The organism is Micromonospora sp. CA-246542 (assembly GCF_050942905.1).
Classification (GTDB): Bacteria; Actinomycetota; Actinomycetes; order Mycobacteriales; family Micromonosporaceae; genus Micromonospora.
In genome coordinates this window covers 3,825,290-3,843,890 of record NZ_CP192040.1, presented here as the reverse complement: position 1 = coordinate 3,843,890, position 18,601 = coordinate 3,825,290, and the positions used below count along the sequence as shown (strand labels likewise).

The following is an 18,601-nucleotide window of genomic DNA, read 5'->3' as shown; positions in this document are numbered from 1 at the left end:
CTCGCGCCCGGCCCGGCCTGGCCCTGCCCACCGTGCGGCGGGGTCAGCTCGTCGCCGGGTAGGCGTGGGTCTCGGTCGCCTTGACCGCCACCCAGATCCGTTGGCCCGGGATCAGCCGGAGCTGGGCCGCCGCAGCCGGCGTGACGTCGGCGGCCACGCCGACCGGTCCGTCCACCTGCACCCGCACGTTGTCGCCGTGGCGCTGGACGCCGCTCACCGTGCCCGCCCACGTGTTGCGGGGGCTGCCGTCCGGTCGCGCCGGGTGCAGGGCCACCGCCGCCGGGCGGAACGCCACGAACGCGTCGCCGTCGAGCCGGTCGGCCACGCTCAGGGTCAACTCCGGCGCGACGCGTACGCCGTGGCCCTCGGCCCGACCCCGGTAGAGGTTCAGTCCGACCAGACGCGCCACGTAGTCGGTGCGCGGGCGTGCCGTGACGCTCGGGCCGTCGCCCTCCTGGACGACGCGCCCGCCCTCGACGATGACCAGGCGGTCGGCCAACGCCAACGCGTCCAGCGGATCGTGGGTGACCAGCACCGTCGCCCCCTGGTGCGCGGCCAGGTGGCGGTGCAGCTGCGCGCGGGTCTCCAGGCGCGTACGGGCGTCCAGGGCGGCCAGCGGCTCGTCGAGCAGCAGCAGCGACGGCCCGACGGCCAGCGCACGGGCCAGCGCCACCCGCTGCGCCTGCCCGCCGGAGAGCTGGCGGGGCTTGCGGCGCGTCTGGCCGGCGAGGCCCACCCGTTCGAGCCAGCTCCGCGCGGTGGCCCGTGCCGCCCGCCGGTCGACGCCGTGCCGGCGCGGCCCGAACGCCACGTTGTCCAATGCGTCGAGGTGCGGAAACAGCAGGTAGTCCTGGAAGACCACGCCGATCGGCCGGCGCTCGGTGGGCACCCAGCTCCGGCTCGTCGGGCGGTCCAGGTCGACGCCGTCGAGGGTGACGTGCCCGGCGGTGAGCGGGTGCAGCCCGGCCAGGGCGCGCAGCGCGGTGGTCTTGCCGGCCCCGTTGGGTCCGAGCAGCGCGACGACCTCACCCGGTGCGACCCGCAGCGGTACGTCCAACCGGAAGGCGCCCCGGTCGACGACCAGCCGGGCATCCAACAGCGGGGCGGTCACGGGCCCGCCATCCACCGGTCGCGCAGCGCGGCCAGGATGCCCACCGAGACGATCAGCAGCACCAGGCTGAGCACGATGGCGGACTCCAGGTCGGTCTCCAGCGCCAGATAGACGGCCAACGGCATCGTCTGCGTACGCCCGGGATAGTTGCCGGCGAAGGTGATGGTGGCACCGAACTCGCCGAGCGCCCGCGCCCAGCACAGCACCGCGCCGGCGGCGATTCCGGGTGCCACCAGCGGTAACGTGACGTGCGTGAAGGTCGTCCACCGGTTGGCCCCCAGTGTCGCGGCGGCCTCCTCGTAGCGGTGGTCGGCCGCGCGGAGCGCGCCCTCGACGGCGATGACGAGGAACGGCATGGCGACGAACGCCTCGGCCAGCACCACGCCCGCGGTCGTGAACGGCAGGGTGACGCCGAACGTGGCGTCGAGCCAGCCGCCGAGCAGCCCGCGCCGGCCGAAGACCAGCAGCAGCGCCACGCCGCCGACCACCGGCGGCAGCACCAGCGGCACGGTGACCAGGGCGCGGGCCAGCCGGCGGCCGGGAAGTCGACCCGGGCCAGCAACCACGCCAGGGGCACCCCGAGCAGCAGGCAGAGCAGCGTGGCCAGGGTCGCGGTCTGCACCGACAGGCGCAGCGCCGTCAGTGCCCCCGGCGCGGTGAGCCGCTGCGGCAGCGTCGCCCACGGTGCCCGGATCACGAGCCCGGCCAGCGGCAGGACCAGGAAGAGCAGGCCCAGCCCGGCCGGGATCAGCAACGCCGCCGGCACCCGTGCGCGCCGTCGCGACGTGGTGGGCTCGCGGACCACGCTCACGACGCCGCCTGGAACCCCGCCTCGGCGAGGACCGCCTGTGCCGGCGTCGAGCGGACGTACGCGACGAAGGCGCGCGCGCCCGCCCGATTCGGCGCGTTCTTCAGCGTGACGATCGGATAGTCGTTGATCGCCCGGGCCGACTCGGGGAACTCGACACCCGTCACGTCGGCGCTCGCGGCACGGGCGTCCGTGCGGTAGACGAGGGCCGCGTCGACCTCGCCGAGCTTGACCTTGGCCAGCGCACCCTTGACGTCCTGTTCGAGGGTGACCGGCGTCAGCGCGACGCCGCCCGCGGTCAGGGCGGTACGCGCCGCCGCGCCGCAGGGCACCTGCTCGGCGCAGAGCGCGACCTTCACTCCCGGACGGGCCAGGTCGGCGAGACCGGTCACGCCCTTCGGGTTGCCGCTGGGCACCGCGACCACCAGTTGGTTGCGGGCGAAGACGAACGGAATGCCGTCGGCGTCGCCGGCCTGAGTCACGGTCTCCATGTTCTTCGCCGCCGCCGAGGCGAAGACGTCTGCCGGAGCGCCCTGGGTGATCTGGTTGGCCAGGGCCGAGCTGCCGGCGAGGTTGAGGGTGACGGTGACGCCTGGGTTGGCGGCCTCGAAGTCCCTCGCGATGCGGGTGAACGACTCGGTCAGCGAGGCGGCGGCGAACACGGTCACCGTGCCGCTGACCCGACCGTCCCGGGTGTCACCCCCGGTCGCCGGGTCGCCGGCGCGGTCGCAGCCGGCCGTCGCCAGCATGGCCACCGCCAAGGCCACCGCGACGAATCGGGTTCGAGGCCTCATCCGTTCCCCCTCGCTCCGGCCGGGGCGGTGGGCGCGGCGCGTTCCACCACCACGGTGGTCGACTTGATCACGGCGACGGCGACCGAGCCGACCCGCAGGTCGAGGTCGTCGACCGCCTCCCGGCTCATCAGCGACACCACCCGGAACGGGCCGGCCTGGATGTCGACCTGGGCCATCACCGTGTCCTTGCGGACGTCGACGACGATGCCGCGCAGCCGGTTGCGCGCCGAGGAGAACTCGGCGCCCGCGTCCGGGTCGGCGGCCTGCGCCCGGGCGAACGCCGCGAGGTCGACGCCGTCGATGATCCGGTGGCCGTGCTCGTCACGTCCGGCGGGCAGCCGCCCGGCGTCCACCCAGCGGCGGATCGTGTCGGCGCTGACGCCGAGCAGGTCGGCCGCCGCGCCGATCCGGAAGGTCGTCACCGGATCACCATAGCTGCCGCATCTGCGAGGAAGAAGTGCCCAGGAAGCCCGATTCTGCGTACGCAAGGGCGGTTTCCCATCGCAGCTGCGACAGGGCTCAGCTGGCCCGGGTGTCGTACGTCGCGCGGTTGGCGAACACGTCGTCCATGTGCGTTTCGGCCCAGCCCTTCAGGCCCCGCACCACCTCGTGCAGGGAGAGGCCCAGGTCGGTGAGCTCGTAGGTGACCGTGACGGGCACGGTCGGCTCCACGGTCCGGGTGATCAGGCCGTCCCGTTCCAACGAGCGCAGTGTCTGCGTGAGCATCTTCTGGCTGACACCGGCGAGCTGGCGCGACAGCTCCGAGTAGCGCATCGGCCGGGGTTCGCCGGCGCAGTCGGCACCGGACTGCGGCGAGCCTCCGCCACGGAGAGCGGCCAGCACCAGAGTGACCCACTTGTCCGCGATCCGGTCGAGCAGCTTGCGGCTCGGACACTGCGCCAGGAACGCGTCGTACTCCGACTTGGCCCGCGCCCTCTTCTGGGCCGCTGTCGCAGTCGCCATCGCCCTGCTCCTTCCTGAGGGTGAGCTACGCACCTTGAGGTGCCTACTTCCGATTAGGAAGTTACACGCTGATAGTTGGTTGCGGTAACAGTGAGGCACCGGCACCACGCGCGGTGCGATGTGAAAGTCAGAGGTACGAAGATGGCTTCCCCCTCTCTTCCCGGCGGCACCTGGAGGCTGGGCGACCTGGACGTCACCCGGTTCGGCTACGGCGCCATGCAGCTCGCCGGCCCCTGGGTCATGGGACCGCCGGCCGACCGGGACGGCGCACTCGCCGTCCTTCGCGAGGCCGTCGCGCTCGGTGTCACCCACATCGACACCTCCGAGGCGTACGGGCCGCACGTCACCAACGAGCTGATCCGGGAGGCGCTGCACCCGTACCCCGAGTCGCTGCACATCGTGACCAAGGTCGGCGCGATCCGCGACGAACAGGGCGGATGGCCCCCTGCCCGCGATCCGCAGAGCCTGCGCCAAGCTGTCCACGCGAACCTGCGGACGCTCGGCCTCGACGTGCTCGACCTGGTGAACCTTCGGCTCGGCAACGCCGAGGGGCCCCAACCCGGGCCGGTGGCGGAGGCGCTCGACGCGCTGGTGGATCTCCAGCGGCAGGGCCTGATCCGGCACCTCGGGGTGAGCAACGCGACGCCGGAGCAGGTCGCCGAGGCGCAGTCGATCGCGCCGATCGTGTGCGTGCAGAACATGTACAACCTCGCGTACCGCCAGGACGACAAGATGATCGACTCGCTCGCCGACCAGGGCGTCGCCTACGTGCCGTTCTTTCCGTTGGGCGGCTTCAGCCCGTTGCAGTCCGCCGTCCTCTCGGCCGTCGCCACGCGGCTGAGGGCGACACCGATGTCCGTCGCCCTCGCCTGGCTGCTGCGGCGGTCGCCGAACATCCTGCTGATCCCCGGCACGTCGTCCGTGGCACACCTGCGCGAGAACGTCACGGGCGCGGCACTCGTCCTGTCCGACGACGACCTCGTCGAGCTGGACACGATCGGCCGCTGACTCAGGAGTTGTGGCGGGGATGGCCCTTGAGGTGTCGGCCCAGCTCCCGGGCGATCTCGCGGTTGGCGTCCCGCTCGGCGAGGGTCTGCCGCTTGTCGTACGTGCGCTTGCCCTTGGCCAGGGCCAGTTCGACCTTGGCCCACCCGTTGTCGAAGTACATCGACAGCGGCACCAGGGTCACCCCGCCCTCGCGGACCTTTTCCAGGATCTTGCCGATCTCGGAGCGGTGCAGCAGCAGCTTGCGGTTACGGCGGGGCGCGTGGTTGGTCCACGTGCCGTAGCGGTACTCGGCGATGTGCAGCCCGTACAGCATGATCTCGCCGTCGCGCTCGTGCGCGAACGCGTCCACGAGCGAGGCCCGCCCGTCGCGCAGCGACTTCACCTCGGTGCCGACCAGCACGATGCCCGCCTCGTACGTGCGCAGCACGGTGTACTCGTGTCGCGCCTTCTTGTTCGAGGCGATGAGTCGGCGTTCGGGCTTGCGGGACGGGCTCACCCGGCGACGATATCCGGCCGCAGCCTCAGCCCCCCGTCCGGCGCTCGGCACGCAGCCGCGCGGTCAGGTCCCGTACCGCCTGCCCGAACTCCTCCTGCGACTCGCATGGCAGGTGAGCGAGGATGGGTGGCGGCACGCTGTCGCTGGGCGGGGGCACGAGCCCCTGCGGGTCGGTCAACCGGCGGTCCACCGCCGCCTCCGGCCCGGTCGACGGCCCGGCGTCCCCGCACCGGTGCGGGGCGAATATCCACCCACCGATCGGGTCGGTGTCGCGCCACAGGTTGACCCAGCGCCAGCCGATGCGCTCGCCGATGTCCTCCAGCGTCGACGTGTCGACGTAGGCGGGGAACAGCCGCGAGTACAGCCGACTCAGCGGTGACCCGTAGGTCAGCAGGGCGACCCGGTCGGTGACCCGCCGTGGCAGTTGCAGCAGCGTGGCCGTGAGCAGCACCGATCCGTGACTGTGCCCCGCCAGCAGGACGCCCTCGCCCTGGTCCACGAGGTAGGTGATCCGCTTGGCCAGCTCGGGCACCGCCCGCTCCGCGTAACAGGGTGGCGCGAAGGGATGCGCTCCCCGGGGCCAGAAGGTGCCCAGGTCCCACAGGACGCCCACGTACCGGCGGAACCCGGCCGTCCGGTAGGCGAAGAACCCACCGATCACGAGCCCGATCAGGATCGCGGCGATCGCGTAGTTGCCCGCCCCGATGAGGAAGTTGACGAAGCTGTCGGGCACACCGAGGTACGCCTGGAACAGGTCGCCGGGATAGAGCTGCAACAGGCCGAGCAGGGTGGTGGCCAGCCCAATCGCGGCGAATGTGGCGTAGACCACGGCGAGGGGTTCCACGCGTTCGGTGAAGCGGGCCCGGGCGACCGCCTGCTCGACCCGTCGCAGCCGCGTCGCCGCCTCCGGCGGCGCGTCCGGGTAGTCGGCGGCCACGATCGCCCGCGCGGCCCGCCACCGGCTGGCACGGGTCGCGACGGTGACCAGCACGCCCACCAGCACCGCCGCGGCCACCGCCAGGAAAAACCCGAAGATCGCCCATTTGTACGCCAGCGGCGGGCCGAACGCGAACCGGTCTATGTGCCGCCCGTCGCGGTCCAAGACGTCCGCCACGCGGTAGACCAACTCGGCTGAGAACGCGACCGCGAGTCCGGCGGCGACCGTGACGAAGACCGGCGCGCCCAGCGCGCGCAGCCGCGGGAGCCGTTGTCCGTCGGCACGCCGTCCGCCGCCGCGCGCCCAGAGCACCGTCGCCGCGAGGATGACCAGCAGGAAGGTCTGGCTGACGAACAGCCAGGCCACGGTGGCGCTGTACCCGGGCAGCATCTCGCTGTGCGGCCAGGGCTCGCCACTGGCCAGGGTGTACGCGATCACCAGGATCGTCAGGCCGCAGGCGATCGTACGGAGCCCGCGCGTGACGCTCTCCAGCCCGGGTACGAAGCTGGTCCGGTCCATGCCGCTCACCTGGGTCAGCAGGACCAGGCAGGCGAGCAGCACGACGCCCGTAGCCACCGCCAGCGCCACCCGCACCCACGAGGAGTTCTCGCTGTCCCAGGCGGCCAGCAGGCTGCCGTCCAGCGTGGCGAACGCGGCCGCGACGTGCACGGAGCGCAGCCGTCCCACCACCGGCGTGCCGTCCCACTGGCCGACCGCGCTCAACTGCGACACGGACGTCTCCTGGACCGCCCCGGTGCGGAAGGCGTCGAACGAGTGGCTCGGCCGAGCGGACAGCCGCCACACGATCCCGATGGCCGCGACCGGCACCAGGGCCAGCACGCCCAGGCGTACGCCGGGCGAACGCCCGCCGAGCCAGGACAGCCAGTTGCGTCCGTCCAGGCAGCTCGGCGTGCCCATGCACCGCCAGGCGACGAGGTCCACCGCCACCCCGACGATGGTGAGCACGTAGAGCATCGTGAGGGTGAGTGCGAGCACCCGACCCAACGCGACGAGGGCGTGCTTCGCCGAATCGTTGGCGGGGCGCATCCAGAGCGCCACGTTGCAGAGCATGAACGGCAACAGGAACACCAGCGACAGCGTCCGTACGGCCGTGCCGGAGGGCAGGTCGTTCCAGCGGTACGCCTCCAGCGTCACCCCGTCCGTGCCGGTCGAGTCCGGGTAGCCGGGGCGGGGGCGGTAGAACCCACCGCTGCGGTCGCCGGCCACCTGGTGCACGAACGGCCGGTTGAGCACCCGGTCGGCGCCCGCCCCCGAGACGCCGTGCACCCGCAGCTCCACGATCCGACCCGTCTCCGGTCCGGTCGGCGACGCGTCCGCCATGGGCCCCCCGAGGTGTGTGACAGCCGGCGGGTCGCGGCGCCGGCCGCCCGCGGCGGTGCCGCTTACCCACCCCGAGCCGGGTCACGCCTCGCGTCGCTGCCACCGGTGGTGCGGCGCGGCCCGGCGAGGTGGTTCTATTGGCGCCATGGCAAACCCGGTGATCCTGACCGTCGACGACGATCCCGCGGTGTCCCGGGCGGTGGCCCGGGACATCCGGCGCCGCTACGGCGACCGCTACCGGGTGCTGCGCGCCGCCTCCGGGCCGGAGGCGCTGGACGCGCTGCGGGAGGTCAAGTTGCGTGGTGAGCAGGTGGCGCTGCTGCTGGCCGACCACCGGATGCCGGAGATGACCGGCGTCGAGTTCCTCGAGGCCGCCATGGACATCTTCCCGGCGGCCCGCCGGGTGCTGCTCACCGCGTACGCGGACACCGACGCGGCGATCGAGGCGATCAACGTGGTGGACCTGGACCACTACCTGCTCAAGCCGTGGCACCCGCCGGAGGAGAAGCTGTATCCGGTCGTCGACGGGCTCCTCGAGGCCTGGTCGGTGACCCCGGACGCCACGAGCGCCGAGATCCGCGTGGTCGGGCATCGCTGGTCGGCGCCGTCGTTCAAGATCCGTGACTTCCTGGCCCGCAACCTCGTGCCGTACCGCTGGTTGCTCTCGGACGACCCGGAGGGCGCCCGGCTGCTCGACGCGGCCGGGGCCACCGAGGCGGACGTACCCCTGGTGGTGACAGCCGAGGGCAAGGCGCTGGTGGCCCCCAGCGAGGCCGAGCTGGCCGCGTTGGCCGGGCTGACCGTGGTGCCGGCGTCCGACTTCTACGACCTCGTGGTGATCGGTGGCGGCCCGGCGGGCCTGGGCTCGGCCGTGTACGGCGCGTCCGAGGGGCTGCGGACCGTGCTCGTCGAGCGGCGGGCGACCGGCGGGCAGGCCGGGCAGAGCAGCCGGATCGAGAACTACCTGGGCTTCCCGGACGGCGTCTCCGGCGCGCAGTTGACCGACCGGGCCCGCCGGCAGGCGGTGAAGTTCGGCGCGGAGCTGCTCAGCGCCCGCGAGGTGGTCGGCCTGAGCGAGGCCGGCGGCGCGCGGCTGCTGCGCTTCGGCGACGGCAGCGAGATCGCCGCGCACACGGTGGTGTTGGCGACCGGCGTGTCGTACCGGGTGCTCGACGCCCCCGGACTGGCCGACTTCACCGGTCGGGGGGTTTTCTACGGCGCGGCCGCCACCGAGGCGCCGAGCTGCGTCGACCAGGACGTCTACATCGTGGGCGGGGCCAACTCGGCCGGCCAGGCGGCCGTGCACTTCTCCCGGTACGCCGCGCGCGTCCACCTGCTCATCCGCGGCGCGGACCTGACGGCGTCGATGTCGAGCTACCTCATCGACCAGTTGGCGCGCATCGACCGGATCACCGTGCACCCGCACACGGCCGTGGTCGGCGCGGCCGGCGACGACCACCTGGAGGGGCTCACCCTCTGCGACACCCGCACCGGGGAGAGTCGCACGGTCGACACCTCCTGGCTGTTCATCTTCATCGGCGCCGAACCCCGCACCGACTGGCTGGACGGCGTGCTCGTGCGGGACGGTCGGGGCTTCATCGTCACCGGCCCGGATCTGCTGGCCGGTGGGCGACGCCCGGCCGGTTGGTCGTTGTCCCGCGACCCGTACCACCTGGAGACGAGCGTGCCCGGGGTGTTCGCCGCCGGAGACGTCCGTGCCGAGTCGGTCAAACGCGTCGCCTCGGCAGTCGGCGAGGGCGCGATGGCCGTGTCGCTCGTGCACCGCTACCTGGAGGCCCAATGACCAGCCAGTCCGATCGGCTGACCCCGGCACAGCTACGTGAGCTGTTCCTGTTCGAGGCCCTCGACGACGCGCAGCTCGACTGGCTGAGCGAGCACGGCCGCGTGGAGCAGCGCGTCGGCGGCACCCTCGTGTACGGCGAGGGCGAGGCCGCCACCTGCTTCTTCGTGCTGCTGCGCGGCGCGGTGGCGCTGAGCCGGCAGGTCCGTGGCGACGACGTCGAGGTCAGCCGCACCGACCAGCGCGGCGTGTACGGCGGGGCCACCCAGGCGTACCTGGGCGACCAGGTCGAGCAGACGTACCGCAACAGCCTGCGCGCGCTCGTCGACGCCGACTTCTTCGTGCTGCCGGCGGAGGACTTCGCGCACGCCCTGCGGTCCTGGTTCCCGATGCCGATGCACCTGTTGGAGGGGCTGTTCTTCGGCATGCGGGACAGCCAGACCATCGTGGGCGAGCGGGAGCGGCTGCTGGCGCTCGGCTCGCTCTCGGCGGGGCTGACCCACGAGCTGAACAATCCGGCCGCCGCTGCGGTGCGGGCCACGTCGGTGTTGCGGGACCGGGTCGCGGGGATGCGGCACAAACTCGCGATGATCGCCGACGGGCGGCTCGACGGGCGGGCGCTGCACGGGCTGGTCGCGTTGCAGGAGGAGGCGGTGGCCCGGGTGGCGACCGCGCCGAAGCTGACCCCGGTCGCCACCGCCGACGCCGAGGACATCCTCACCGACTGGCTGGAGGACCACGGTGTGGGTGGCGCGTGGGACCTGGCGCCCATCCTGGTCGCCGGGGGCCTGGACGCGGCGTGGCTCGCCCAGGTGAAGGCGGCCGTCGGGCCGGCTGACCTGGAGGCCGCGGTGCGGTGGCTGTCGTACACGGTCGACACCGAACTTCTGATGCGGGAGATCGGCGACGCGGTGACCCGGATCTCGGGTCTGGTGGGCGCGGCCAAGCAGTACTCCCAGCTCGATCGCGCGCCGCACCGGGTCGTGGACGTGCACGACCTGCTGGACGCGACGCTCGTCATGTTCAAGGGCAAGATCCCGGCCGAGGTCAAACTCGTCCGGGAGTACGACCGGAGCCTGCCGCCGATCCCGGCGTACGCGGCGGAGCTGAACCAGGTGTGGACCAACCTCGTCGACAACGCGCTGGGCGCGATGGGGGAGAAGGGCGTGCTGACCGTCCACACCGGACGGATCGGCGACCTGCTGGCGGTGGAGATCACCGACACCGGTCCCGGTATCCCGCCGGAGGTGCGCCCGCGCATCTTCGAGCCGTTCTTCACCACGAAGCCGGTCGGGGCGGGCACCGGGTTGGGGCTGGACATCTCGTACCGGATCGTGGTCAACAAGCACCACGGCGACATCCGGGTGGAGACCGAGCCGGGGCACACCACCTTCCGGGTCCTGCTGCCGATCACCGAGGACGCGGCCGCGTTGCCCTGACCCGCCGACTACCTAGAGACATCGAACGGTTGCGGGCAGTAGTCTCGGGCGGCGTCCGTGCTTCCCGCCCCCCGAGGAGCTTCCGTGGACTCGATGGCCCGCCCGCGTACCGCGACCCACGACGACCAGCCGAACGATCCCCCCGACGACAGCTCCGTGCTGCCGGAGCTGGAGGACGCCGTCTGGATGCACCACGCGCACACCTTCGCGCACACCAGCTTCTGGGCGGTGGCCCGCCGGCTGCCGAGGCTGGTCCGTGAGGCGGTGGCCCTGGCCTGGGCCACCAACCGCACGGACACGGTCGCCTCCATCGGCCTGAACGTGGCCGCCGGGGTGATGACCACCTTCGGCCTGCTCGCCACGACCGGCGCACTGCGGGAACTCTTCGCCGCCGGTCCCACCCCGGACCGGGTGCGCGCCGCCCTGCCGGCGCTGATCGTGGCCGCGACGGCGATCTCGGCGCGCGGCGGCCTGACGATCGCCGCCGGGTGGGCCCAGGCCCGGCTCACCCCACAGATCAACTACCAGGTCGAGCTGCGGCTGTTCGAAGCCACCACGGCGGTCGACCTGGCCGCGTTCGACGACGCCGGGTTCGCCGAGGAGATGGACCGCGTCCGCGATCGGGGGATGGGCGAGGCGGCCTGGATCGTCGACCACACCGTCAACCTGGTCACCGGGGTGGTCGGGATGCTCGCCACCGCCGTCGCGGTGACCGTCATCCAGCCGCTGCTGCTGCCGTGCCTGCTGCTCGCGGCGGTGCCCCAGGCCGTCACGGCCGTGCGGATGGCCCGCCGGGAGTACCTGGCGATGCTGGCCCGGATCACCCGTCGGCGGCGAATGTGGATGCTCGCCCACCTGATGGCCAACCGGCACACCGCCGCCGAGGTGCGCGCCTATCAGATGCGCGAGTTCCTGCTCGCCGAGTACCGGGGTGTGATGGCCGTCGAGACCCGCGCCCAACTGCGGCTGGTCCGCTCGCAGACCGGCACCCGCGTGGCCGGCGCCACCGTGGCGGGCCTGGCCACCTTCGGCGTGTACGCGGTGCTCGGTGGCCTGCTGCTCGCCGGTATGGTCGCCCTCGCCGCCGCGGCCACCGCCCTGCTCGCCCTCCAGTCCGCCCGGACCAGCCTGGGCGTCGCGGTCGTCGCCACCAACTCGCTGTACGAGGACGCCCTCTACTACCAGGACTACCGGGACTTCCTCACCCGGGCGCAGGGCCGGGTGCCCCTCGGCGGCAGCCGGACGGCCGACGGCGTCGAGGCGATCGACCTGCACGAGGTGAGCCTGCGCTACCCCGACACCGACGCGCCCGCCGTGGACCGGGTCAGTCTGACGATCCGGCGCGGCGAGGTGGTGGCGCTGGTTGGCGAGAACGGCTCCGGCAAGACCACCCTCGCCAAGCTGATCGCCGGGCTCTACCAGCCGACCGGCGGCACGATCCGCTGGGACGGCGTCGACGCCGCCGAGCTGGATCCGCGCGCACTCGGCGCGCAGGTCGCGGTGATGACGCAGGAGTACTGGAAGTTCCCGTTCACGGCCGGTCAGAACATCAGGGTGGGCCGGCACGACCGTACGCCCGACCGGCCCGGCCCCAGCGTGCAGGAGGCGGCCGACGCGGCCGCCGCCCACGACATGATCGTGGGCCTGCCGCACGGCTACGACACCCTGCTCGACCGGGAGTTCAAGAACGGCCACGAGCTGTCCGGCGGACAGTGGCAGCGGCTGGTCGCCGCGCGTGGCCTGTACCGGGACGCCGCCCTGCTGATCTGCGACGAGCCGTCGGCGGCCCTGGACGCCCGCGCCGAACACGCCCTGTTCCAGCACCTGCGTCGCCGGCCCGACCGGGCGGTCGTCCTGATCACCCACCGGCTGGCCAACGTCCGGCACGCCGACCGGATCTTCGTGATGGACCAGGGTCGTCTCGTACAGCAGGGCAGTCACGACGAGCTGATGGCGGCCGGGGGCCTCTACCGCGAGCTGTTCGAGCTACAGGCCAGCGGCTACCGCGCCCACACCAGCGAAGCCCACCGCCCCTGACCCCCGCCCCCGCCCTCGCCCCCGCCCCGCTCCCGCCTGTCGCCCCCGCCCCCGCGATCTTGCACTTTCGGTTGTCGAATTCGGTGGGTATGCGCCCTTTGTCGCCGCATAAAGTGCAAGATCGCCGGTCGGTCGGTCGGTCGGCCGGCTGGGCTGGGCGGGGCGGGCTGGGGCGGGCAGGGCTGGGCTGGCTGGTCGGCTGGTCGGCCGGCTGGCCGGGCTGGCTGCGGGCGGGGTTGGCTGGCTGGGCTGGCTGGGTCGGGCCGGGTGGGCTGGGCTGGCGGGTCGGCGGAGCTGCGGCCTGGTGGGGGTCGGGGTGAGCCTCGCCTCGGGCTCGATCCACTCGGGTTCAAGGAACCCGGGGCGTCTCGCCGCCGAGGACGGCCCGACATCACCGAACCCGAGTGGATCATCGCGCTTGGGTGCGGTGATCCACTTCAGGTCGCCGAGGTGGGGGCATCGCGGCGGGGGGATATCCCCACCTCGGTGATCTGGAGTCGATCAGGCGGCGGGGGCCGGGTCGCGGGGGTCGTGGTCAGGCGTGGTGGGGTGCGGCGAGGACGTCGGCCAGGACGCGGGTGTGGTGAGGACGTCGGCCAGGACACGGGTGTGGGTGGAGAACGCCAACTGGACCGGGTCGGTGAGGACCAACCACTCGGTCGCCTCCTCGGTGGGCCGCGACGGCGGCAGATCCTCGGCGGCCCGCTCCGGCAGCATCCCGAAGATCATCATGGTGCCGCCCTGTGGTGCGCCCCGTACGGCGAGGAGCCGGGCATCGGCGGCGTCCGCGACCAGCCCGGTCTCCTCCCACAGTTCACGCACCAGCGCGTCGGACCACTCCTCGCCGTACTCGATGAAACCGCCGGGCAGTGCGAGCAGCCCGCGGGCCGGCTCGATGGCCCGGCGGACGACCACCACGCCGAGGCCCTCGGCCGTGCGGACCGGGAGCACCGCCACCGCGACGGGCAATGGGTTGCGCCAGACGGTCTCGCCGCAGGCCGCGCAGACCCGCGGCCAGCCGGCCGTCGCGGGGTAGGCGGCGCCGCAGTAGGAGCAGTGCGAGTACGGCGTACCGGTCATGCCGCAGCACGTTACCCGCCGGCCGCGCTCATTCGATCGGCGTGCCGGTGTAGAAGGCGGTGGTGCGCTCGGCGGCGGCCTTGGCCTCGTCGGGGCCGGTGCCGGCGGCGATGCTCGCCTCGCCCCACAGGTGGCTGCTCAGCTCCATGGCCCGTCGCCCCTCGGCGGAGGCGACCCACTCGGCGCTGTCCTCCGGCCGGACGCCGACGCCGCCGGAGAGGTGCGTGGCGAGGCCGAGCAGGCCCAGGTCCCAGCCGACACCGACGGCCCCCGGTCCGAACTGGGCCCACCGGTCCTGGTCGACGTGCGCGATGTGGTCCAGGTCGAGGCGGGCCTGATCGTCGCCCACCGGCGTGACCCGCACCTCGATCCAGCTCACCTCGCCGCCCATCTCCCAGGTGGCGGTGAAGCGGTGCGGGGGTTCGCAGGTCTCGATGGTGCCGCCCGCGTTGCCCTCGAGCTGGTACGTGCCGTGCAGCCGCAGGTCGCCGCTGATCGGCAGGAACCAGCGGGGGATCCGCTCCGCGTTGGTGCAGGCGTCCCACAGGTCCTCGGCCGTCGCCTGGTAGGTCTGGCTGATCGTGGTCACCCGGGCCTCGCCGGCGGCCAGGGTGCGGCTGCCGACCTGTCGCTGGACGGCGTTGATCTGCTCGGTGGCGTCGAACATCAGGTGTTCCTCTCGTCGGGTGGGTCGGCGGGCCCGCGTAGGCGCCGCTCGCGTCGGCCCCGGGCCAGCTCGGTGGCGAGCGCCGCCAGGGGTGGCGCCCAGAATCGGCGGAAGTGCTCCAGCCAGCCGTCCACCTCGCGCAACGGGCGCGGGTCGACCGCGTAGAGCCGCCGGGCGCCGTCCGGACGCACGGTGGCGAAGCCGTTGTCCCGCAACACCTTGAGGTGCTGGGACACGGCGGGCTGGGAGATGCCGAACTCGTCGCGGATGACCGCGCTCACCGCGCCGGCGCTCTGCTCGCCGTCGGCGAGCAGTTCCAGGATGCGGCGCCGGACCGGATCGCCCAGCACGTCGAAGGCGTGCACGGCGACAGTTGTATCACTCCTGGCTTATTTAAGCCAGCTCTGATACTCCGACGAGCTTGTCGAGCTGGATCGGCAGGTCACGGATGCGCACGCCGGTGGCGTGGTACACCGCGTTGGCGACCGCCGCCGCCGCGCCCACGATCCCGATCTCCCCGATGCCCTTCACCCCGGCGAGGTTCAGCTCGTCGTCGTGCTCGTCCACCCAGTACGCCTCGATCGACTCCACGTCCGGGCAGGCCGTGATGTGATAGGTGGCCAGGTCGTGGTTGACCCAGTCGCCGTACCGCTCGTCGAGCAGGCCCCCCTCGTGTAGCGCCATCGACAGGCCCATCGTCATGCCCCCGATGAGTTGGCTGCGCGCCGTCGTCGGGTTGACGATCCGGGCGGCCGCGAACACGCCGAGCATCCGGTTGAGCCGGATCTCGCCGGTGGTGGTGTCCACCCGGACCTCGACGAACTGCGCCCCGTACGCGTACCGGGGGAGTGCGGCCTGCTCGCCGATCTCGTCGGTGGTGTCCGCCTCGGCGCTCACCTCGGCGTCCGGCGGTCTGCCGTCGGGCAGTTCGGCGCGCAGCGCCGCACACGCCCGGATCACCGCCCAGCTCCAACTGGAGGTGCCCATCGAGCCACCGGCCAACGGGGCCGTGGGCAGGTCGCTGTCACCGATCCTGATCTCGATCCGTTCGGGCGGCACCCCCAGGGCGTCGGCGGCGACCAGCCAGAGCGCCGTACGCGCCCCGGTGCCGATGTCGGTGGCGTTGATCTGGACCAGGAAACCGCCGTCCGGGCGGGCGGTGATCCGCGCCGAGGACGGGCGGGACCGGGTCGGGTAGGCCGAGCCGGCCACGCCGGAGCCGACCAGAAAGCGTCCCTCGCGCCGGGACCGGGGCGTCGGATTCCGGTCGGCCCAGCCGAACCGCCGCGCCCCCTCGCGCAGGCAGGCCACCAGATTCCGACTGGTGAACGGTTTCCCCTGGTCGGGGTCGACCTCGGGGTCGTTGCGGATACGCAGCTCCACCGGGTCGATGCCGACGGCCACGGCCAGCTCGTCCATCGCCGACTCCAGCGCGTACGCGCCGGGGCACTCGCCCGGCGCCCGCATCCAGAACGGGGTGGGCACGTCGAGGCGGGTCAGTCGATGTGTCGTACGGCGGTGCGGAGCGGCGTACATGCTGCGGGTGTAGACGGCGGTCTGCTCGGCGAACTCGCGGATCATGGAGGTCTGGCTGATCGCGTCGTGGCTGATCGCGGTGAGTCGCCCGTCGGTGTCGGCGGCGAGGCGGACCCGCTGGATGGTGGGCGTGCGGTAGCCGATCGGCCCGAAGATCTGCTGGCGGGTCAGCGCCAGTTTCACCGGCCGGTCCACGTGCCGGGCCGCCAGGGCGGTCAAGACCACGGCGGCCTTGGCGTACCCCTTGCTGCCGAAGCCCCCGCCGACGTGCTCGGCGATCACCCGGACCGACTCGCTGGGCAGGTCGAACAGCTCGCTGAGGGTGGCCCGCACCGATGACGCGCCCTGGTTGGAGTCGTGCACGAGCAGCCGCCCGTCGGTCCACTGCGCCGTGGTGGCGTGCGGCTCCATGGGGTTGTTGTGGTAGGCCGGGGTCCGGTAGGTGACGTCCACCCGGACCGGCGCGGCCGCGTACCCGGCGTCGAAGTCGCCTTCGGCGGTGTCCGTCGGGTAGTGGGGATTGACCTCGTCGGGCTTGTACAGACCGGGGTGGTCGTCGGTGAGCACCGTGCTGTGCGGGCCCGTGTCGTACTCGACGCGCACCAGCCGGGCGCCCTCGCGGGCCGCCTCCAGGCTGCTGGCCACCACCACCGCGACGTACTGCCCCCGGTAGTGCACGGCCGGATCCTGAAGCAGCCACAGGTCCGGCTCCACCATGGTCGCCAGCCGGGGCGCGTTGCCGTGGTGCACGACGGCCAGCACGCCGGGCGAGGCAAGCGCCTCGGTGGTGTCGATCCGGGTGATCCGACCGCGCACCACGGTCGCGGGCACCACCCAGCCGTAGGTGACGCCGTCGACCGGGTACTCCACCGCGTACCGCGCCGCGCCGGTGACCTTCTCCCGGCCCTCCAGCCGGGGGTACGCCTGACCGATCGCCCCGGTGCTCACGACGCCGCCAGTTCGCTGAGCACCCGTACGGTGATGGACCGGGTCAGGGGCAGCTTGAAGCCGTTGTCGCTCAGCGGGCGGGCCTCGGCCAGCTCCGCGTCGGCGGCCCGCGCCGCCAGCTCCGGGCTGAACGGCTGGCCGCGCAGCTCCTGCTCGGCCCGGTACGCGCGCCACGGCCGGTGGGCCAACGCCCCGTAGGCCAGCCGCACGTCGCGGACGACGCCGCCGTCGAGGTCCAGCACCGCGGCCACCGAGCCGGCCGCGAAGGCGAACGACGCCCGGTCGCGCGCCTTGAGGTACGTCGAGCGGCGCGCGGCCGGCAGCGCCGGCAGCCGTACGGCCGTGATCAGCGTGCCCCGGGCCAGGGTGGTCTCCCGTTCCGGATGGGCGCCGGGCGAGCGGTGCAGGTCGACCATGGGGACGTCCCGGACACCGTCGGTGTCGTGCACCTCCACCACGGCGTCCAGCGCGGCGAGGGCGACGGCCAGGTCCGACGGGTGGGTGGCCACGCACTGCTCGGACCAGTCCAGCACCGCGAGGTCGCGGTTCTCGCCGTGCAGGGCGGCGCATCCGCTGCCCGGGTCGCGCTTGTTGCACGCCTTGCCGGTGTCCTGGAAGTACGGGCAACGGGTGCGCTGCAACAGGTTGCCGCCCGTGGTGGCCATGTTGCGCAGTTGCCCGGAGGCGGCGGCGAGCAGGGCGCGGGTCAGCACCGGGTAGTCGCGGCGGACCGACGGGTGCGCGGCCAGGTCGCTGTTGCGCACCGTCGCGCCGATCCGCAAGCCGCCGTCGGGCAGCTCCTCGACGGTGTCCAGGGGCAGCCGGTTCACGTCCACCAGCACGTCGGGGCGCTGCACGCCGAGTTTCATGAGGTCCACCAGGTTGGTGCCGCCGGCGAGGTACGCCGCCTGCGGCTCGGCGGCCAGCACGGCGACGGCGTCGGCCACGTCGGTGGGCCGGTGGTAGCGGAACGGCCTCATCGCGCCGCCGCCGTCTCGCGGACGGCCGCCACGATGTGCGGGTACGCGGCGCAGCGGCACAGGTTGCCGGCCATCCGCTCGCGGATCTCGACGTCGGTGAGGTCGGGAGCGGCGGTGATGTCCTCGGTGACCGCGCTGGGCCAGCCCCGTTCGACCTCGTCGAGCATCCCGCGCGCCGAGCAGAGCTGCCCGGGGGTGCAGTAGCCGCACTGGAAGGCGTCGTGCGCGATGAAGGCCGCCTGCAAGGGCGACAGTTCCTCCCCGTCGGCCAACCCCTCCACGGTGACCACCGAGCGGCCGTCCAGGGTGACCGCGAGGAGCAGGCAACTCTTCACCCGGCGACCGTCGAGCAGCACCGTGCAGGAGCCGCACTGGCCGTGGTCGCAGCCCTTCTTGGCCCCGGTGAGGCCGAGATGCTCGCGCAGCGTGTCGAGCAGGGTGGTGCGATTGTCCAGCGTCACCTCGCGTGGGGCACCGTTGACGTCGAACCCCACCCGGGAAGCGTGCTGCGCGTCGACGACCGTCTGTCTCTCTGCTGCTGCGGACACCGCCCCAGATTAGCCATGCCGGGGACAAATGCGGGCGAATAACGCGAAGAGCGCTTCGCCGTGAGGCGTCCGCCCCGCAAACGGCGACGGCCGCCCGGGTACGCGCC

The 18,601-nt window shown here is 72.9% G+C and carries 16 protein-coding genes and 1 pseudogene; 4 read left to right on the top strand and 13 right to left on the bottom strand.

Going from position 1 to position 18,601, the window contains the following annotated elements:
* Positions 1-43 precede the first annotated feature (43 nt).
* The 5 genes and pseudogenes from ACQP0N_RS18095 to ACQP0N_RS18075 all read right to left on the bottom strand — a co-directional run bounded on the left by ACQP0N_RS18095 (position 44) and on the right by ACQP0N_RS18075 (position 3,676).
* Positions 44-1,111: an ABC transporter ATP-binding protein gene (locus ACQP0N_RS18095; protein WP_433111897.1), complete on the bottom strand. Its 1,068-nt coding sequence runs from the start codon at positions 1,109-1,111 to the stop codon at positions 44-46.
* A pseudogene (locus ACQP0N_RS18090) lies at positions 1,108-1,922 on the bottom strand (ABC transporter permease). The gene ACQP0N_RS18095 and the pseudogene ACQP0N_RS18090 overlap by 4 nt, the downstream one beginning before the upstream one ends.
* Complete coding sequence (modA, locus tag ACQP0N_RS18085) at positions 1,919-2,713, bottom strand: molybdate ABC transporter substrate-binding protein (RefSeq protein WP_433111894.1); 795 nt, start codon at positions 2,711-2,713, stop codon at positions 1,919-1,921. Before modA ends, ACQP0N_RS18090 begins: the two are co-directional and overlap by 4 nt.
* Positions 2,710-3,135, bottom strand: coding sequence for a TOBE domain-containing protein (locus tag ACQP0N_RS18080; RefSeq protein WP_355049684.1), 426 nt, complete (start codon positions 3,133-3,135; stop codon positions 2,710-2,712). Before ACQP0N_RS18080 ends, modA begins: the two co-directional genes overlap by 4 nt.
* Positions 3,136-3,232: 97 nt before the next feature.
* Complete coding sequence (locus ACQP0N_RS18075) at positions 3,233-3,676, bottom strand: winged helix-turn-helix transcriptional regulator (RefSeq protein WP_433111891.1); 444 nt, start codon at positions 3,674-3,676, stop codon at positions 3,233-3,235.
* A 141-nt stretch (positions 3,677-3,817) separates the two neighbouring features.
* Here ACQP0N_RS18075 and ACQP0N_RS18070 point away from each other — a divergent pair, with 141 nt between their 5' ends.
* Positions 3,818-4,684: an aldo/keto reductase family oxidoreductase gene (locus ACQP0N_RS18070; protein WP_433111888.1), complete on the top strand. Its 867-nt coding sequence runs from the start codon at positions 3,818-3,820 to the stop codon at positions 4,682-4,684.
* Between the two features lies 1 nt (position 4,685).
* On the opposite strand, the gene smpB is transcribed toward ACQP0N_RS18070, so the two are convergent.
* Both smpB and ACQP0N_RS18060 read right to left on the bottom strand, forming a co-directional pair.
* Entirely contained in the window at positions 4,686-5,180 is a 495-nt protein-coding gene (gene smpB, locus ACQP0N_RS18065; protein ID WP_433111885.1) for an SsrA-binding protein SmpB, read from the bottom strand.
* A 25-nt stretch (positions 5,181-5,205) separates the two neighbouring features.
* Positions 5,206-7,458 carry a hypothetical protein gene (locus ACQP0N_RS18060; RefSeq protein WP_433111882.1) on the bottom strand — a complete coding sequence of 751 codons (2,253 nt, stop codon included), beginning with the start codon at positions 7,456-7,458 and terminating at the stop codon, positions 5,206-5,208.
* Between the two features lie 145 nt (positions 7,459-7,603).
* Between ACQP0N_RS18060 and ACQP0N_RS18055 the strand changes: the two genes are divergently transcribed.
* The 3 genes from ACQP0N_RS18055 to ACQP0N_RS18045 all read left to right on the top strand — a co-directional run bounded on the left by ACQP0N_RS18055 (position 7,604) and on the right by ACQP0N_RS18045 (position 12,735).
* Positions 7,604-9,262: an FAD-dependent oxidoreductase gene (locus tag ACQP0N_RS18055; RefSeq protein ID WP_433111879.1), complete on the top strand. Its 1,659-nt coding sequence runs from the start codon at positions 7,604-7,606 to the stop codon at positions 9,260-9,262.
* Entirely contained in the window at positions 9,259-10,698 is a 1,440-nt protein-coding gene (locus ACQP0N_RS18050; protein ID WP_433111876.1) for an ATP-binding protein, read from the top strand. The genes ACQP0N_RS18055 and ACQP0N_RS18050 overlap by 4 nt, the downstream gene beginning before the upstream one ends.
* 93 nt (positions 10,699-10,791) lie before the next feature.
* On the top strand, positions 10,792-12,735 hold the full coding sequence (locus tag ACQP0N_RS18045; RefSeq protein ID WP_433121689.1) for an ABC transporter ATP-binding protein: 1,944 nt from the start codon (positions 10,792-10,794) through the stop codon (positions 12,733-12,735).
* A gap of 501 nt (positions 12,736-13,236) precedes the next feature.
* On the opposite strand, the gene ACQP0N_RS18040 is transcribed toward ACQP0N_RS18045, so the two are convergent.
* From ACQP0N_RS18040 to ACQP0N_RS18015, 6 genes are read right to left on the bottom strand one after another with little or no spacing between them, the layout of a single operon-like run.
* Positions 13,237-13,815, bottom strand: coding sequence for an NUDIX domain-containing protein (locus tag ACQP0N_RS18040; protein WP_433111873.1), 579 nt, complete (start codon positions 13,813-13,815; stop codon positions 13,237-13,239).
* 28 nt (positions 13,816-13,843) lie between these two features.
* Positions 13,844-14,482: an SRPBCC family protein gene (locus ACQP0N_RS18035; protein WP_433111870.1), complete on the bottom strand. Its 639-nt coding sequence runs from the start codon at positions 14,480-14,482 to the stop codon at positions 13,844-13,846.
* The gene (locus tag ACQP0N_RS18030; RefSeq protein WP_355049675.1) at positions 14,482-14,847 is read right to left on the bottom strand and encodes an ArsR/SmtB family transcription factor; all 366 of its coding nucleotides are present in this window, start codon (positions 14,845-14,847) and stop codon (positions 14,482-14,484) included. Before ACQP0N_RS18030 ends, ACQP0N_RS18035 begins: the two co-directional genes overlap by 1 nt.
* A gap of 28 nt (positions 14,848-14,875) precedes the next feature.
* Entirely contained in the window at positions 14,876-16,966 is a 2,091-nt protein-coding gene (locus tag ACQP0N_RS18025) for a xanthine dehydrogenase family protein molybdopterin-binding subunit (protein WP_433111866.1), read from the bottom strand.
* Entirely contained in the window at positions 16,963-17,946 is a 984-nt protein-coding gene (locus ACQP0N_RS18020; protein ID WP_433111863.1) for an FAD binding domain-containing protein, read from the bottom strand. The genes ACQP0N_RS18025 and ACQP0N_RS18020 overlap by 4 nt, the downstream gene beginning before the upstream one ends.
* Positions 17,943-18,440: a 2Fe-2S iron-sulfur cluster-binding protein gene (locus ACQP0N_RS18015; protein ID WP_433121687.1), complete on the bottom strand. Its 498-nt coding sequence runs from the start codon at positions 18,438-18,440 to the stop codon at positions 17,943-17,945. The genes ACQP0N_RS18020 and ACQP0N_RS18015 overlap by 4 nt, the downstream gene beginning before the upstream one ends.
* Positions 18,441-18,601 lie beyond the last annotated feature (161 nt).